This is a genomic window from Phaeospirillum tilakii (assembly GCF_042683125.1).
In the GTDB taxonomy this organism is placed as follows: domain Bacteria; phylum Pseudomonadota; class Alphaproteobacteria; order Rhodospirillales; family Magnetospirillaceae; genus Phaeospirillum; species Phaeospirillum tilakii.
Window position 1 is genome coordinate 112,812 of record NZ_JBHUIY010000004.1, and the last position, 16,250, is coordinate 129,061.

The 16,250-nt window shown below is 70.8% G+C and carries 16 protein-coding genes; 2 read left to right on the forward strand and 14 right to left on the reverse strand.

What is annotated here, in order from left to right:
- Window position 1: 1 nt before the first annotated feature.
- Window positions 2-607: a 3-isopropylmalate dehydratase small subunit gene (gene leuD / locus ACFSNB_RS03555; RefSeq protein ID WP_377314566.1), complete on the forward strand. Its 606-nt coding sequence runs from the start codon at window positions 2-4 to the stop codon at window positions 605-607.
- An 87-nt stretch (window positions 608-694) separates the two neighbouring features.
- Window positions 695-1,801, forward strand: a complete 1,107-nt coding sequence (gene leuB / locus ACFSNB_RS03560; protein WP_377314568.1) for a 3-isopropylmalate dehydrogenase — start codon at window positions 695-697, stop codon at window positions 1,799-1,801.
- 184 nt (window positions 1,802-1,985) lie between these two features.
- Here the strand turns inward: leuB and ACFSNB_RS03565 are convergent, their stop codons facing one another.
- The 14 genes from ACFSNB_RS03565 to ACFSNB_RS03630 all read right to left on the reverse strand — a co-directional run bounded on the left by ACFSNB_RS03565 (window position 1,986) and on the right by ACFSNB_RS03630 (window position 16,241).
- Window positions 1,986-3,251 (reverse strand): Rossmann-like domain-containing protein, encoded by a 1,266-nt coding sequence (locus ACFSNB_RS03565; RefSeq protein ID WP_377314570.1) that lies wholly within the window; start codon window positions 3,249-3,251, stop codon window positions 1,986-1,988.
- A gap of 13 nt (window positions 3,252-3,264) precedes the next feature.
- On the reverse strand, window positions 3,265-4,446 hold the full coding sequence (locus ACFSNB_RS03570) for a Rossmann-like domain-containing protein (RefSeq protein ID WP_377314572.1): 1,182 nt from the start codon (window positions 4,444-4,446) through the stop codon (window positions 3,265-3,267).
- 463 nt (window positions 4,447-4,909) lie between these two features.
- Window positions 4,910-5,752 carry a twin-arginine translocase subunit TatC gene (tatC, locus tag ACFSNB_RS03575; protein ID WP_377314573.1) on the reverse strand — a complete coding sequence of 281 codons (843 nt, stop codon included), beginning with the start codon at window positions 5,750-5,752 and terminating at the stop codon, window positions 4,910-4,912.
- A gap of 19 nt (window positions 5,753-5,771) precedes the next feature.
- Complete coding sequence (gene tatB / locus ACFSNB_RS03580; protein ID WP_377314575.1) at window positions 5,772-6,200, reverse strand: Sec-independent protein translocase protein TatB; 429 nt, start codon at window positions 6,198-6,200, stop codon at window positions 5,772-5,774.
- A gap of 25 nt (window positions 6,201-6,225) precedes the next feature.
- Window positions 6,226-6,480 (reverse strand): twin-arginine translocase TatA/TatE family subunit, encoded by a 255-nt coding sequence (locus tag ACFSNB_RS03585; RefSeq protein WP_377314577.1) that lies wholly within the window; start codon window positions 6,478-6,480, stop codon window positions 6,226-6,228.
- A gap of 108 nt (window positions 6,481-6,588) precedes the next feature.
- Window positions 6,589-7,305 carry an ATP12 family chaperone protein gene (locus ACFSNB_RS03590; RefSeq protein WP_377314579.1) on the reverse strand — a complete coding sequence of 239 codons (717 nt, stop codon included), beginning with the start codon at window positions 7,303-7,305 and terminating at the stop codon, window positions 6,589-6,591.
- A 265-nt stretch (window positions 7,306-7,570) separates the two neighbouring features.
- Complete coding sequence (locus ACFSNB_RS03595) at window positions 7,571-9,682, reverse strand: AsmA family protein (RefSeq protein WP_377314581.1); 2,112 nt, start codon at window positions 9,680-9,682, stop codon at window positions 7,571-7,573.
- Window positions 9,682-10,356 carry an HAD-IA family hydrolase gene (locus ACFSNB_RS03600; protein WP_377314583.1) on the reverse strand — a complete coding sequence of 225 codons (675 nt, stop codon included), beginning with the start codon at window positions 10,354-10,356 and terminating at the stop codon, window positions 9,682-9,684. The genes ACFSNB_RS03595 and ACFSNB_RS03600 overlap by 1 nt, the downstream gene beginning before the upstream one ends.
- Window positions 10,357-10,646: 290 nt before the next feature.
- Entirely contained in the window at window positions 10,647-10,883 is a 237-nt protein-coding gene (locus ACFSNB_RS03605) for an acyl carrier protein (protein WP_377314585.1), read from the reverse strand.
- A complete protein-coding gene (locus ACFSNB_RS03610) occupies window positions 10,880-12,481 on the reverse strand; it encodes an AMP-binding protein (RefSeq protein ID WP_377314587.1) in 1,602 nt (533 codons plus the stop codon). Before ACFSNB_RS03610 ends, ACFSNB_RS03605 begins: the two co-directional genes overlap by 4 nt.
- Before the next feature lie 177 nt (window positions 12,482-12,658).
- A complete protein-coding gene (locus ACFSNB_RS03615) occupies window positions 12,659-13,846 on the reverse strand; it encodes an MBOAT family O-acyltransferase (protein WP_377314589.1) in 1,188 nt (395 codons plus the stop codon).
- Window position 13,847: 1 nt separating this feature from the next.
- Complete coding sequence (locus ACFSNB_RS03620; RefSeq protein WP_377314591.1) at window positions 13,848-13,979, reverse strand: hypothetical protein; 132 nt, start codon at window positions 13,977-13,979, stop codon at window positions 13,848-13,850.
- An 11-nt stretch (window positions 13,980-13,990) separates the two neighbouring features.
- On the reverse strand, window positions 13,991-15,076 hold the full coding sequence (locus ACFSNB_RS03625; RefSeq protein WP_377314592.1) for an SGNH/GDSL hydrolase family protein: 1,086 nt from the start codon (window positions 15,074-15,076) through the stop codon (window positions 13,991-13,993).
- 343 nt (window positions 15,077-15,419) lie between these two features.
- A complete protein-coding gene (locus ACFSNB_RS03630) occupies window positions 15,420-16,241 on the reverse strand; it encodes a class I SAM-dependent methyltransferase (RefSeq protein WP_377314594.1) in 822 nt (273 codons plus the stop codon).
- Window positions 16,242-16,250: the final 9 nt, after the last annotated feature.

A 16,250-nucleotide genomic window follows, 5' to 3' on the forward strand; every position in this document is an offset into this window, starting at 1 on the left:
GATGGAGAAGTTCACCGTTCTCACCGGCGTCGCGGCGCCGTTGCCGATGATCAACGTCGATACCGACATGATCATCCCCAAGCTGTTCCTCAAGACGATCAAGCGCACCGGGCTCGGCAAGAACCTGTTCGACGAGATGCGCTACACCCCGGACGGCAAGGAAGTCCCCGACTTCGTGCTCAACAAGGCGGCCTACCGTTCGGCCAGCATCCTGGTGGCCGGGGCCAATTTCGGCTGCGGCTCGTCGCGCGAGCATGCCCCGTGGGCGATCCTCGATTTCGGCATCCGCTGCGTGATCGCGCCGAGCTTCGCCGACATCTTCTACAACAACTGTTTCAAGAACGGCATCCTGCCGATCAAGCTGCCGCAGGAGCAGGTCGACAAGCTGATGGACGACGCCAATCGCGGCGCCAACGCCATCGTCACCGTCGATCTGGTCAAGCAGACCATCACCGGTCCCGACGGCGGCTGCATCGCCTTCGAGGTCGATCCCTTCCGCAAGCATTGCCTGCTGAACGGTCTCGACGACATCGGTTTGACGATGCAGCGGGCCGACCGCATCGCTTCGTTCGAACAGACCCGCACCCAGTCCCAGCCTTGGCTGTGATTTGACCTTCGGGTTAACCAACAAGGATTGACGCCGCCGCCGCAAGGCGGTAGGCACCATCCGATCGTTATAATTTGGGAGCGTACCATGTCCGCCAAGAAACTTTTGATTCTTCCCGGCGACGGCATTGGCGTCGAAGTGATGGCGCAGGTGCGCCGGATCATCGACTGGCTGGGGAAGCGGCGGAAAATCGAGTTCGACCTGTCCGAGGGTCTGATCGGTGGCTCGGCCTATGACGTCCACGGCACCCCGCTGGCCGACGAAACCCTGGCCGACGCGCTGGCGGCCGATGCGGTGCTGCTCGGCGCGGTCGGCGGCCCGAAGTGGGACAACCTGCCGTTCGACAAGAAGCCGGAACGCGGCCTGCTCAAGATCCGCAAGGAAATGGGCCTGTTCGCCAACCTGCGTCCGGCCACCGTGTTCGACGCCCTGGTCGATGCCTCGACCCTCAAGCCCGAGATCGTCGCCGGCCTCGACATCATGATCCTGCGCGAACTGACCGGCGGCCTCTATTTCGGCCAGCCGCGCGGGATCGAGACCCTGCCCGACGGCTCGCGCCGGGGCGTCAACACCCTGGTCTACACCACCGAGGAAGTCCGCCGCATCGGCCGGGTCGCCTTCGAACTGGCCCGCAAGCGCAACAAGCGGGTCTGCTCGGTCGACAAGGCCAACGTGCTCGAATGCACCGTGCTGTGGCGCGAGGAGATGGTCAAGCTCCAGCGCGAGGAATTCCCCGACGTCGAGCTGTCCCACATGTACGTGGACAACGCGGCGATGCAGCTGGTGCGCAATCCCAAGCAGTTCGACGTGATGGTCACCGAGAACACCTTCGGCGACATCCTGTCCGACTGCGCGGCGATGCTGACCGGCTCGCTCGGCATGCTGCCGTCGGCCTCGCTCGGCGCCGCCGACGAAAACGGCCGCCGTCGTGCCCTGTACGAGCCGGTGCATGGCTCGGCCCCGGACATCGCCGGCAAGGACATCGCCAACCCGCTGGCGACCATCCTGTCCTTCGCGATGTGCCTGCGCTACTCGTTCGATATGGAGGCCGAGGCCGACCTGATCGAAACCGCGGTCAAGACCGTGCTGAAGGGCGGTCTGCGCACCGGCGACATCATGCAGCCGGGCAAGGCCAAGGTCTCCACCACCGTGATGGGTGAGGCCGTGGTGCGCGAACTCGACAAGATCGGCTGATCGGCCGTCATCTTGGGGTAAAGGAACGGGAGCGGCTCGGCGCCGCTCCCGTTTTTTCGTGGGCGCTGCCCACACCCGCCAAGGGCCGCAGGCCCTTGGATCCCATTCCCTGGCCTGCGTGCCCCGACCATCAAAGGGTTCCAAGGGCCTTGCGGCCCTTGGCGGGTCCGGGCGGAGCCCGGGATCAGGCGGCGGCGCGGCAGCGGTGGCGGTATTGGCCGAAGCGGGTGAATTCGCGCGGCGCGGCGCCGGCGCGGATCGCGGCGGCGAGGCCGCGCGGGTCATGCACCACCAGCCCGCCCAGCACGGCGATGCCGTAATCGAACAGGCGCGGCGTCAGCGGGGTGGACAGGCCGATCAGCGCCAGCGGCGCGGTTTCGGCCAGCCGCAGGATGCGCGGCAGCGAGCGGTTGACCAGCGCCGAGGCGTTGACCACCGCGCAGCCGCAGCCCGGCAACAGGGTATCCATCGCCACCGGCGGGAACTCGCCGGGACGGGGCTCGGTCTCGATCACCGCCGCCTGGGGCAGGATCCCGCCCAGGCCGGGAAAGGCGCCGATCACCACCGCGCGGCCGGGGCCGTGCGGCAGCGCCTGCACCCCGTTGCCGGGGCGCAGGTCGGGATCGGGCCGGTTGTAATGGGCGTTGAGGGCGGCGACGCCCAATGCCATCTCGACCGGGTCCCACGAGCGGCACAGCAGGGCGAGGCGGCGCAGCCCCTCGCGTTGCAGCCCGGCGAGGCGGGGGGCGAGGTCACGCGGCGGGCGGGGCAGGGCGGCGAGGCCGCTGCCATGCGGGCCCTCGACCATGATCCAGCGGCCGCCGCAGGCGATGGCGCGGATTTCGTCGTCGGCGACGCCGAGGGCGAGGTCCTGATACAGCCGTTCCGGCCCCCACCAGCGCCACAGCGAGTCGAGATCGGGGGCGACCATCGCCCCCTGGCGGCGCATCTGCGCCGGCAGGCGGTGCAGGCAGCGCCCGGCGATCGAGGTCAGCACCGGCAGCCCCTGCGCCACCCCCTGGCCCAGGCTGGCGCCGAGATCGCGCGAGGCGGAGCGGAAGGCGGGAAAGCGGCTGATCACCAGCAGGTCGGCATCCTCGCGCATCGCCTGACGCAGATGGCGGGTGGCGTCGCAGCGTTCGACCGCCAGCGGGGTGCCGCTGGCGAGGTCGAACAGCTCGATCCGCTCGGCGCAGCCCTCGCCGGGGGCGGCGTCGGCGGCGTGGTTGCGCTGGACATAGCCGGTGACGGTGAAGCCCCGCCCCTTGAGGCGCAGCGCGAAATCGGCCAGCAGCCCATCGACCGATTCGGCCGGGTCGTGGATCACCAGACCGGGCCGCACCCAGGGCGCCTGCACCGGCTCGATCAGCGACAGGGTGCGCCGGTCGGCGAAATCCTGGCGCGGGCCGAGCCCGTCCGGGAGGTCGCGGGGCGTCGGCTTGGTGGCCATCCGCCGGCCCCCCTCAGGCCAGGGCGGCGCGGCGCGGGGCCGGCGCGGCGGCGGTGTCGGCGCGGCGAAGATGGACATACTGGCCGAAGCGGATGAACTCGCGCGGCAGCGCCCCGGCGCGGATCGCCGCCCCCAGCCCCTTGGCGTCGCGCACCACCAGCCCGCCCAGGATCTCGACCCCATAGGCGTGCAGGCGCGGGGTCAGCGGCGTCACCGGTCCGACCAGGGCGACGCGGGCGCCGTGGGCCAGACGCAGGATGCGGGGCAGGGTGCGGTTGACCAGCGAGGAGGAGGCGACCACCGCCGCCGCGCAGCCGGGCAGCAGGGTGTCCATCGCCACGGTGGGATATTCGCCGGGGCGGGGATCGGTCTCGATCACCTGGGGATTGCGGATCACCTCGTTGAGGCCGGGGAACGCGCCGACCACCACCACCCGCCCGGCCTCGGTCCCGAAGGCCTGGGCGCCATTGCCGGGCTCGCCTTCCAGGTCGAAGCGGTTGTAATGGGCGTTGATCGCCGCCACCCCCAGCGCCATTTCCAGCGGATCCCATGAACTGGAATAATCGGCCAGCTGGCGCAGGCTCATCTTGCGGAAATCGGCGAGGCGGCTGATCAGATCGCGGGCATTGCGCGGCAGATAGGCCAGCCCGGCCCCGGCCGGCCCCTCGACCATCAGCCAGCGCGGCCCGATCACCAATTGCCGCACCTGATCGTGGGCGACGCCGAGGGCGAGATCCTGGTACAGCCGCTCCGGCCCCCACCAGCGCCACAGCGAGTCCATCGCCGGCGGAATCAGGCTGCCGGCGGTGCCGGCGAAATCGTGCCACGCCTGCACCCCGCCATCGGCGACGGTGGTCAGCACCGGCATGCCCTGGGTCAGCCCCTCGCCGACGGCGGCGGCAAGGTCGGTGGCGGCGTGGCGGAACAACGGAAAACCGGAGATCACCGCAAGGTCGGCATCCTCGCGCATCGCCTTGCGCAGGGTGCGGGCGGCGGCGGTGGCGGGCTCGCCCGGCAGCGGGGTGCCGCTGGCCAGATCGATCAGCCCGCCCTCGCCCTGGACGCAGCCGGCGACGGTGAAGCCGCGTCCGGCGATCCCGGCGGCAAACGCCGCCAGCATCGCGTCAACCGGGCTGTCGGGCTGGTGAATCACCACGCCGGGGCTGATCCAGGGGGCTTTGGTCGGGGCGAACATCGGAACGATTCCTCGGAACCAGAACAGGGGGATAAAAAAACGACGGCGTGGCTTCAAGCCGTTCAGCAAAAGCCATGCCAGCGCCCGGCCGTCGATGACCACGCGATTGCTTCCCCGCTGGTGTCGGAAAGGCAACATCGACTGTCGAGTCCGGGACAGCCTCACGTCCTCGCAGCGGAACGTGGCAATTTTTTGCGGCGGCGGATTTTCGTTATGAGGTTAAGGTATATCACGAAAACGGGCCGACAGGGCAAGCGGCTCGGCGCGCATACCATCACGTTACGCGGGCTCCCGCCCGCGCGCTTCGCGCGCATACCATGACGTTACGCGGGCTCCCGCCCGCGGGCCCGGCCGGGGCGATGCCCAGGACCCCCTTCATTTTATTCGATTTATCCGGGAGTGGCGGGGAGGGAGTCTCCCCCCGTCCTTTCCGTCATGCGCGGACTTGATCCGCGCATCCACCTCAGGCGTTGAAGTCGGTTTCCTCGACCGGGGCGGCGGCGGTGAGGGGGACGGGGAGGGATTCGTCCTCGGCGTCGGCGCGGGCGCGGCTGCGTTCGGCGAAGCGGGCCGACAGGATCGACAGCTCATAGAGCAGCACCATCGGCACCGCCAGCGAGCACTGGCTGACGATGTCGGGCGGGGTGACGATGGCGGCAAAGACGAAATTGCCGACGATGGCGAAGCGGCGCTTGGCCGCCAGTCCGTCGGCGGTGACGATGCCGACCCGGGCCAGCAGGGTCAGCAGCACCGGCATCTGGAACGCCAGCCCGAAGGCGAACACCAGGGTCATGATCAGCGACAGCGATTCGTTGACCTTGGCCTCAAGCTGGATCGGCAGCGATCCCGGCGGCACCGCCAGTGCCTCGAACCCGAGCAGGTAGGTGTAGAGCGCCGGCAGCACGATGAAATAGACCAGCGCGGCCCCCAGCGCGAACAGCACCGGGGTGGCGAACAGGAAGGGCAGGAAGGCCCGCTTCTCGTGCTTGTAGAGGCCGGGGGCGATGAAGGCCCACAATTGCCCGGCCCAGATCGGGAAGCACAGGGCGGCGGCGGAGAAGCCGGCCACCTTCATGAAGGTGAAGAACGCCTCGGTCGGGGCGGTGTAGATCAGCCGGCGGCTGCCGCCCTTGGCCAGCGCGGCGGTGGCGTAGGGGTCGAGCAGGAACTGGTAGATCGTGCCGGCGAAGTAATAGCACACCCCGAAGGCGAGGATGAACGCCAGCGCCGACCAGATCAGCCGGCGGCGCAGCTCGACCAGATGATCGAGCAGCGGCATGGTCTTGTCGTCGGGGAGATCGGACACGGGCGTCTGGCTTCGCGGTTCAGGGCGCCGGCGGGCGGGGCGCCGGTTGATCGGGGGGGATCGGCTCGGGCGCGGCCTCGGCCGGCGCCGCTTCGACCGGGGGGGGCGCCGCCACCGCCACCGCGAGCGCGGCCGGGGCGGCGGCGGGCGGCGGCTCGGGGGTCAGGCTCATCGCCCGGGTCAGTTCGCCGTCGGGATCGATCGCGCGGTCGATCTGCTGGCGCAGCAAGGCGGGATCGGCGGCGCGGCTGACCTGCTGCTTGAGGTCGGCGAGGTCGGACTCGCGCAGCATCTCATCGACGCCGCGATGGAACTCGCCGGCGACGTCGCGGGCCTTGCGGGTCCACCGCCCGACCTGACGCAGCACGGTCGGCAGATCCTTGGGTCCGATCACGATCAGGCTGACCGCGGCGATCAGCGCCATCTCGTCCCAGCCGATGTCGAACATCCGGGTTCCTTCCCCGCCGGGCGGCTCAGGGCTTGTGCGGCGGCTCGGCCGGGGCGGCGGCGGCGCTGGCGGCCGGGGTCACCGGCGGCTGCGGCGCCTGGGCCTGCAACGGCTGGGGCTGGGCGGCGGGACCGTCTTCCTCGCCTTCCTTCAGACCCTGCTTGAACGCCTTGACCCCCTTGGCGACGTCGCCCATCAGCTTCGGGATCTTGTTGGCGCCGAACAGCAGCAGCACGATGATCAGGACGATCAGCCAATGCCCGATGCTCCAGCTTCCCATGACGGCGTTCTCCAGACAGGACAGGGTGAAAAGGGTGTGGCCGCATCCGGCCGGGGCCGGATCATCGCAAAAGAAGACCGCCGCCGCAATCGTCGCGTCCGCCCGGCCTCAGCCGGGCTGGGCGGCGAGGGCGAGCAGGCGGGCGGCGGCGGCGATGTCGGCTTCGAGCGCGGTGCGGCGGGCGGTGGCCTCGGCGTCCTCGCCCCATTGCTCGATCTGATAGGTCTCGTCGAGCGCCGACAGGGTCCAGGCGGCGGCGGCGTCGATCCGTCCCTCGGCCAGCGCCAGCGCCAGCAGCAGCGAGCCGGTGGCGGCGGTCACCGCCTGGATCGCGGTCAGGGTCCACAGGTCCTGACGGTCGAGATGGGCGGCCAGCGCCTCGATCGCCGCCGCCGGCTGGCTGACCGCCAGCAGCCCGGCGGTGACCACCAAAGGCGCCGCCAGCCGCTCGGCCGCCCAATCGAGCAGCGGCTGCCAGTCGCGCTCCTGGCGGGCGCGCAGGTCGGCGGGATGATCGGCGCGGTAGCACAGCAGATCGGTGCCGGCATAGGCGATCAACTGGCCGAGGATCGCCGGCCGCTCCGGCCCGACCCGGTCGAGCGCGGTGCTGGCGAGCTGGGTCAGCGGCATGGTCGGCGGGCGGATCAGCTCGCCCTGGGCCTCCCATTCCGCCGCGATCGCCTCGGCGAGGGCGCGGCCGGGCAGCAGCAGAGGACGCCCGGCCGGGGTGCGCACCGGCCGGCCGTCGAGCAGGATGGCGAAGCCGTCGGGGGTGATGCCGGCGCTGGCGGCGCGATAGAACCGGCGGGGCAGGTTGAGCGACACGGGATAAACCTCTGCGACGACGGGAAAAGGGAGGCGGCCGCTCCGGCCGCGCCTTCCTCTACCCGGGTGGTGCGGCGGGGTCAATACCGCCCGGATTTTTCAAAGTTAAGGCGGGGAAGACGATTCGCGGCCTCCGCCCGCCCCCGCCAAGGGCCGAAGGCCCTTGGAACCCTTTCCCTTGTCCTTCGCGCGCCCGACCATCAAGGGGATCCAAGGGCCTTGCGGCCCTTGGCGGGTGTGGGCAGAGCCCACATCATCCCCCGTTTCAGTGCCGCCCCAGCACCGCGCGGCAGGGCGCGGGATCGATCGTGACCCGGGCCGGCGGCGCGGCGCGGCCGGCGGGGTGGGCCGGCGGGTTCGGCTCGGCGCCGAGGTCGGGGGTGGCGAGGGCGCCGTGCAGGTGGAGGCTGCCGCCGCCGCGCGCGGCGAAGACGAGGTCGAGCACCTCGCTGCGCAGGTCGAGGCTGCCGCCGCCGAGGATCGCCGCGCGCGGGGTTTCGACCGCGAGGGCGCGGTCGGCGCGGGCGATGCCGTTGCGGACGGTGATGCGGGCGGCGAGGCAGCGCAGGGCGATCGGGTCCTCGTCGCCGCTGCCGCCGTCGAGCGCGGTCAGCAGCCGGGCCGGCACCCCGCCGGCGGTGGCGGCGAGCAGGCCGGTGCCGGTCAGCCCGGCCTGGACCGAGCCGTCGAGGCTGGCGGCGAGCAGGCGGGGGGTGGCGCCGCGCCCGCGCAGGTCGAGGGCGAGATCGGCGCGGCCACCGTCGAACGGGAAGCCGTTGCCGATCCGGCCGAGATCGAGATCGCTGCCGGCGAGGTGGAGGGTGAAGCCCGGCACCCGCTCCGAGGCGTCGAGGGCGAGGCTGCCGGTCAGGGTGCCGCCGCCGAGGCGGGCGGTCAGGCCGGACAAGGCGAGGTGGCCGTCGGCGAGGCGAAGCTGGGCCTGGGCCTCGGTCAAGGCGGTGCCGCCGAGCGGCAGGCGGGCGGCGGCGAGGGCGAGGTCGAGATCGACCGCGCCGAGCGGATCGAGCGCCAGCGGGTCGTTGGGCAGCAGCCGCTGGTCCGGCACCGCCACCGCCGGCCGGGGCGGCGCGGCCGAGGTGTCGAGCAGCCGGGCCGGATCGAGGCCGAAATCGGCCGGCGACAGGGTGGCGGCGGTCAGCTTGCCGGTGAGGCGGGGCCGGGCGGTGCCGAGGGAAAGGGTCAGGTCGCCGCCGAGGTCGCTGCCGCCGATCTGGGCCTTGAGCCCGGCGAGGCGCCAGCGGCCGGGGCCGTCGTCGCCGAGCCGGGTTGACAGCCGCACCGGGCCGGAGGCGGGCAAGGCGAGCCCGAGCAGCCGGCCCGGGCCGGTCAGCCCGTCGGCCTCGGCGGTGACGGCGAGGTCGATGCCGGCGGCGTCGAGCGGGGCGGCGACCTTGCCGCGCGCCTTGACCAGCAGGGTGTCGTGCTTGCCGATCAGCAGATCGACGTTGGCGAGCGAGGGGGCGCCGGCCGAGCCGGTCAGCCGGGTGGACAGTTTGTAGGGGCCGATCGGGGCGGTGCTGCCGCCCTCGGCCGGGGCGGCGGCGAGGCCGGTGCGCAGCAGCAGGTCGCGCAATTCGTCGCCGCGGGCGTCGAGGTCGATCTCCAGCCCCTCGCCGGTGACCGGGTCGGCGATGCCGCCGCGCGCCACCACCACCGCGCCGCTGATGGTGCCCTTCAGCCGCACCGGGAACGGGCGCTGGCCGGGGCGGATCGGCGCCGGGCCGACCACGCCGGCCAGCTCGAATTCGGTGCCGCTCCAGGCGCCCTTGGCCTCCAGCGTCATCGGCCCGCCCTCGATGCTTTCGGGGCGGATCCGGCCCTTGGCCAGGGTGACGCGGATCTCGGGGCGGTCGGGGGCGGCCTGCCACAGCAGGGTGGCGTCCTTCAGTTCGACCTCGCCCAGGGCGAAGCGGGTCGCCGGCACCTCGTCGCCGACCCGGTCGAGCGCCAGCCGCCCGGTGCCGCCGGCCAGCGCGGCGGCGGCGGCCGGGGCGGTGGCGGGGTCGAGATGCAGGGTGGGGCGGATCAGCAGCAGCCGCTCGGTGCGGAACTGGTGGAACAGCAGCGGCAGCAGCCCGACCCGGGCCTCGATCCGATCGACGAACAGCAGCGGCGGATCGCCCACCGCCCCCGGCACCGACAGGCCGAGCCCGGTGACGCTGAGACGCGGGGCGAGGCCGAGGCGCAGCTTGACCGGCCCGGCGAACACCATGGTCAGCCCGGTGGCGGCGCGGACCCGCTCGATCATCACCGCCTTGTAGCGTTCGGTGTTGACCGACTTGGCGGCGGCGATCGCCGCGACGGCCAGCAGCAGCACCACCGCCAGCACGAACTTGAACAGGGTCGCGGGGCGCATCAGGCTTCTCCGATCGTCGCGTCGAGGGCACGGGCCAGGGCGTCGAATCCGTCGAGAATCACCCGGGCGCCGGCCTCGCGCAGTTCCTCGACCGGATGATAGCCCCACGACACCCCGATCGCCGCCGCCCCGGCGGCCTTGGCCATCAGCATGTCATAGGCGGTGTCGCCGATCATCGCCATCCGCCCGGCCTCGATCCCGCATTCGGCCGCCGCGCGCAGCAGCATGCCGGGGGCGGGCTTGCCCGGATTGTCGTCGGCGGTCTGGATGGTGACGAAGCGGCCGTGCAGGTCGTGGGCGTCGAGCATCGCCTCGACCCCCCGGCGCGACTTGCCGGTGGCGAGGCCGAGCAGCCAGCCCTCGTCCTCCAGCCGGTCGAGCGCCTCGCGCGCGCCGGGAAACAGCGGGTCGTGGTGGCCGGGGCGCAGCCGCAATTCATGAAAGGCCGCCTTGTAGGCCTCGGCCACGCCGCGCCAGGTCTCGGCCGGGGCGTCGGGCAGCAGCACCGCGCAGGCGTCGGGCAGCGACAGGCCGATGATCCGCCGCACCTGCTCGGGCGGGGGCGGGCCGAGGTCGAACCGGCTCCAGGCCAGCGTCATTGCCGCCTGGATGGTGTCCTGACTGTCCATCAGGGTGCCATCGACGTCGAATACGGCCAAACGCAGGGAAGACATGGGACCTCGGGCGGGGGGGAGAAAGGCCGGGGAGAATACTCCAGCCGCCGCCGCCGACCAATCCTCGTTGCGCGCAGGTCAGCCCGCCAGGGGGGACAGGACCAAAGGCATGGGGGGAAGGCCCTTCGCGGGCTCTGCCCGCCCCCGCCAAGGGCCGAGGGCCCTTGGAACCCTTTCCTTGCCCGGCGCGCGGCCAACGCCCGCGCCCAAACTGACAGGCCGCTCCGGGCCCGACCCCCAAGGGGTTCCAAGGGCCTTGCGGCCCTTGGCGGGGGTGGGCGGAGCCCACATCACCCGGCGTTCATGAAGGTGGCGAGGCGTTCGATGCTGTCGAAATGGGCCAGGGTGGTTTCCGACACCTTCAGTTTGCGGCCCAGCCGTTCCTCGACGAAGCTCATCACGTTGACGAGGCCGAACGAATCCAGCCGGCCGGTCGAGAACAGCAGCTCGTCGTCCTGGTAGCTGCCGGGCTTCAGGCCGAGTTCGCTTTCGAGGAAGGCGGCGATGGCGTCGCGGTGGAGGCTCATGATCTGACTCCTTCAGCGGGGGAAAGCGGGTCGGGGGTGGCGGCGCGCCGCAGGGTCTCGACCACCGCGCGCACGTCGATCTTGCCGTTGCCGGTGGTCGGCATCCGGCCCAGCCACAGATGCAGCCGGCGGGGATGGAGGTAGCCGGGCAGGGACTCGCGGCAGAAGCGGCGCAGCTCGGCCAGATCGATGCCGTTTTCGCCGGCCTGGACCGCGACCTCGATCGCCTGTCCGGCCTGGGGATCGGGCGCGCCGAAGGCGACGGCGTGGACCACCCCGGGGAAGCGGTGGACCACCTCCTCGATCTCGGTCGGGCTGATCCGCACCCCGTTCGACTTGATCATGAAATCGTGGCGGCCGACGAACCACAGGATGCCGTCCTCGTCCTGGCGGACGATGTCGCCGCTCCAGCAGAACCGCTCGGCCCCGATCGCGCCCAGGCCGGGGCAGGGGCGGAACTTGCGGGCGGTGTCGTCGGGGCGGTTCCAGTAGCCCATCGCCACCGTCGGCCCGCGCTGGACCAGCTCGCCGGCGGTGCCGGGCGGGCAGGGATTGCCGTCGGCATCGACGATGAACACCTCGGTGTTGCGGATCGCGCTGCCCATCGCCCCGCGCTTGCTGTCGAACAGCTCGGGCGGCAGGTAGGTGGCGCGGATGGTCTCGGTCATGCCGTACATCAGATAGACCCGGGTGGTCGGGAACAGCCGGGGCAGGCAGGCCAGCACCGCGTCGGGGCATTTACCGCCGGCATTGGTGAGGTAGCGCAGGTCGGGGAAATCGCCGCCGACCTCGGACAGATAGGCCACCAGCGGGGTCCAGATCGACGGCACGGCGGCGATGCCGGTGATGCGGTGGCGGGCCAGCGCGGCCGCCAGTTCCGCCGCCATCGTCACCCGTTGCAGCACGATGGTGCCGCCGACCAGCAGCATGCTCAGCACCTGGAGCAGGCCGTAATTGAAGCAGCAGGGCAGCACCGACAGCAGCCGGTCCTCGGCATTGTTGCCGAGATATTCGGCGACGATCTGGGTGGCGGCGAGGAAGTTGCGGTGGCTGAGCATCACCCCCTTCGGCCGGCCGGTCGAACCCGAGGTGTAGCAGATCGCGGCGAGATCGGTTTCCAGCGGCCGCCGCGCCCCCGGCTGGAGCGGAGCCACGGCGTCCTGCCAACTGACCCAGCGCCGCCGGTCGCCCTCGACCGCGCCCTCGCCGGCCACCACCAGCCTTTCCAGACTGTCCGGCCAGTCCTGGGCCAGCATCTCGCTGGCCCGGCGGGCGCCGGTGACCAGGATCCGCATGCCGCAGTCGCGGGCCTGATCGCGCACCTGCTGGATGTTCCAGTGGATGCTGAGATTGACCCACACCGCCCCCAGCCGGGCCGCCGCCAGCATCGCCACGATCTCCTCGGGCGATTTCTGCACGGTGACGCCGACCCGGTCGCCCGGCCCGATCCCCTGGGCCTGGAGCCAGCCGGCGAAACGCTCGACCCGCTCGGCCAGATCGCCGAAGGTCACCGTCTCGGCCCCGGCCACCAGGAAGGTGCGGTCCGGCCAGCGCCGCCGCCCCTGTTCGACCAGATCATCCACCGTGAAAGGAATCATGCCGAACGCCTTCTGTTGAGCTTCGCTGGCGCGATCGGGCTGCCGCCCGCAAACACCCGGTTTTTCAAAAATAAGGGAGGTCCGGAGGCTCGCCTCCGGGCGGGGCGCGGGGCGGCAGCCCCGCTATTGTTTCCCCACTCCCGTTCTTTCCGCTAAGTTGCTGTTCTTAAAGAATTTTCATGCCGGAAGATTGACGAACACCAGCTTGGCGAGGATGCGCAGCCCGTCATAGGGCACGCCGATGCCCTGGATCAGGGTGAAGCCCTGCGGCACCGAGGTGTAGCAGATCACCGCGAGGGCGGCCGGCACCCGCAGCCAGCCCTGTTCCAGCCACGGCCAGTCCTGCTTGCGGCGGAAGCGGGCCCAGGTCTGGTAGAGCGTCACCGCCACCGCGTGATAGAGCCCCCAGGCCAGCCAGGTCCACGAGCCGGCATGCCACAGCCCGATGCAGGCGAAGCTGGCGAACACCGCGTGGTAGGGATTGCGGGTCAGGCCGATCACCGGCATGTAGACGTAGGACTGGCACCAGCCCGACAGCGTCATGTGCCAGCGTTTCCAGTACACCCCGGGATTGGGGGCGAGGATCGGCCAGTTGAAGTTCTCCATGATGCCGAGCCCGAGCAGCCGGCTCGATCCGATCGCGATGTCGGAATAGGCGCTGAAATCAAGGTAGAACAGGAAGAACGACACGATCAGGTAGCGCCACGCCTCGAAGGTCGAGAGGTGCGGCAGGGCGGCGAGGAAGCCGTCGGGGGTCGAGACCTCGCCGAACGCCAGCGGCACCAGTTGCAGCCCGAGCACGAACTTCTTGCCCAGCCCGAGGATGATCCGGGTCAGCCCCTCGGCGACCATCGCCCGGGTCAGGTTGGCGCGGCGCTGGGAGAGGAAATGGTCGAACCGCTCGATCGGTCCGGCGGTCCAGATGGTGAACAGGGTCGCCCAGGACAGGTAGTCCCACAGCCCGTGGTGGGCGAGGGTGCCGCGCCGGGTCTCGATCACGTAATGGATCAGGCGGAAGGTGATGAAGCTGATGCCGAGCGGCACCACCACCGCGCGGGCCGGCCCTTCCGAGAACAGCGACAGCAGCGGCGGCAGGTATTTGAAATAGGCCAGTTGCAGGATCAGCGAGCCGACCAGCCCGATCACCACCCAATTGCCCAGCGCCGGGGTGGCGGCGACCCGGCGGCGCAGCGCCCACACCAGCCCGATCCAGCCCAGCAGCGGGGCGACCCCGACGGCGTCGAGCGACAGCAGATAGGCGGTCGAGATTGCCACCAGCCAATAGGGCCGGCGGGCCGGCGGCAGGGCCCAGTTGCCCGCGACGGCGACGGCCAGCACCAGCCAGAACAGGGCGGATTGAACCATGTCAGAACCCCTGATAGCGGAACACGCGGGCGCCGCTTTCGATCTGGACCATCATCGTCAGAGCGGCGAACAGCAGCAGGCCGAGGCCCAGCCCCTGGGCGATCTGACCGAGCCGGAAAGCGAACTTGTCCATCGTGACCTCCCTCAGCGTGACGGGACGCGGAGCAGGGGAAGCAGGCGGTCGAGCAGCGGCGCGGTCCAGCGTTCGCGGGCATCGGCGCGGTTGACGTGGGCCCAGTCCTGGAAATCGTCGGGGCCGAGCAGCACCACCGGGTTGAGGTCCCAATATTCGACCCCCTCCCGTTCGGCGAAGGCGCGCAGGCGGGCGCGGTGGGCCTCGACCAGCTCGGGGCCGATCACCGTGCTGACCGCGCGCGGGTTGAGCGGGATTTCCAGCAGCACGATCCGCACCTTGCGCCGGTCGGGGAACAGGCCGATCACCCGCTTCATCGCGGCGAGGTTGCCGTCGGCCCGCTCGGCGTAATGGGCGAGGCGGGCCTGGAGGATGCGGGTGTCGGTTTCCCATTGCCGGGCGTCGGCCGGGGCGCGGTCGAGATAGGTGCGGCTGGCATGGACCGGCACCGCCCCGCCCAGGACACGCCCGACCAGCACGCGGGCGCGGGCGACGAAGAATTTGTAATTATCAAGGAAGTAGATCCCGCTGTGCCAAGGCGGGCTGAAGCCGGCGGCGCGGATCTCGGCGTCACCCGCCGCCGAGGCGAAGGCGAGGCGGGGTTCGCGCACCAGCCCGGCCAGTTCCGAGGAATCGGCGGCAAGGCGGCTGAGGCTGATCCCCAGCACCACCACCCCCTCGAAATCGGGGCCGAGGCTGTCGGCCAGCGCCGCCATCTCGATCCCGGACTGGCCGCCGCTCATGAAATCGATCACCGGCACGTCGGTTCCGACGCGGTTGGTCAGCCGGGCGGCGATCTCCTCGTCGGGGATCAGCGCCTCGCGCATCGCGGCGGTGCCGATCAGCGCCACCGCCGGACCTTGCGGCGGCTGGGCGCGCAGGGCCAGCGCGGTGCCGGTGGCGAAGGCGTAATCGTCGAGCGGATCGAGCGCGTACCACGCCACCCGCTCGCCGGTCAGCTTGGCCTCGGTGATCAGCAGGCAGGCGGCGCCGATCCCACCGAGGCAGAGCAGCAGGGCGATCGTCACCGCCAGCAACGAAGGCTGACAAAAGCCGGCGGCGAAGGCCGAGGCGAAACGGCGGATCCCGACAGACAATGCCCGTAAACCGAGAAGTCCAGGCGGGGAAACCGAGCCGGATGGTTTGGAGGATCGAGGTCCTTCCCCATACGTCATCACGCGGCGGTCCTTGCTTTCGTTTGACGATTGCTTATGACCAACACGCTAGCAGAAATCAAATTGACGTTGAGTTAAAATATCGTATCTGGATTTTTTGGGAAAATGCCCGTGAATTCACCCTTAAAGAGGGTAAGCGCGGGCTCTGCCCGCACCCGCCAAGGGCCGAGGGCCCTTGGATCCCTGTCCCTTGTCCTCGCCACACCCGACAACCAATGGGTTCCAAGGGCCTTGCGGCCCTTGGCGGGTGCGGGCGGAGCCCGCGTCAGCGCCGCCGCTTGATGGTCAGCCAGAACGAATTGCTGGGGGCGGGGAAGGCGTTGGTGCCGATCGCCGCCCACACCGGGTCGAGCAGCGGCGACAGGCGGGGATCCTTGACCGCGAAATAGCAGGGCAGGATCGGCTCCAGCCAGGACGCCTCGCCCAGCAGCAGGGCGGCGAGCAGATATTGCTCATTGTACATCAGCCCCTCGGCCTGGGGCGGGTAATCGTAGGGCAGATAGACGTCGTGGACGTGGACGATCACCCCGGGGGCCAGTTCCGGCAGCACGTCGAGGAACAAGGCGGTGACGTCGGAATTCTCCAGGCTGCGGTGCGAACTGTCGATCAGCAGGATGTCGCCCGGCTTGAGGCGGGCGAACAGCGCCGGGTCGGTCGCCTCGACCGGGGCGCGGATCACCTCGTCGCACAGCGCGTCGATCTCGGCGCGCGGGGCGGGGTCGATCGACACCAGCCGGGTCGGCAGGCCGCGCGCGGCGACGACGTGGCGGGCGAAGCGGGTCGAATTGCCCGAGCCGACCTCGATCATCAGCCGCGGCGCGTGGCGGGTCAGCATCCCGCACAGCGCCACCGCGTCGAGTCCGGTGAAGAACGGGTTGTTCCAGCGCGGTTCGGGCGAGTCGTCCGGGGCGTCGGATGGGATCGCCGCCAGCAGCGGCGCCAGTTCGGCCAGCGCGGTCAGCCGGCGGGCATAGCCGGCGCGGCCGCGCTCCAGGATCTGGGCGAGGCGGGGATGAAGCGGGGTGCCGAAGCCCCAGCGGGGGCGGCACTGGTAGGCATATTGGCCGATCTGGACCCTGGCGGTCACGCCGTCCTG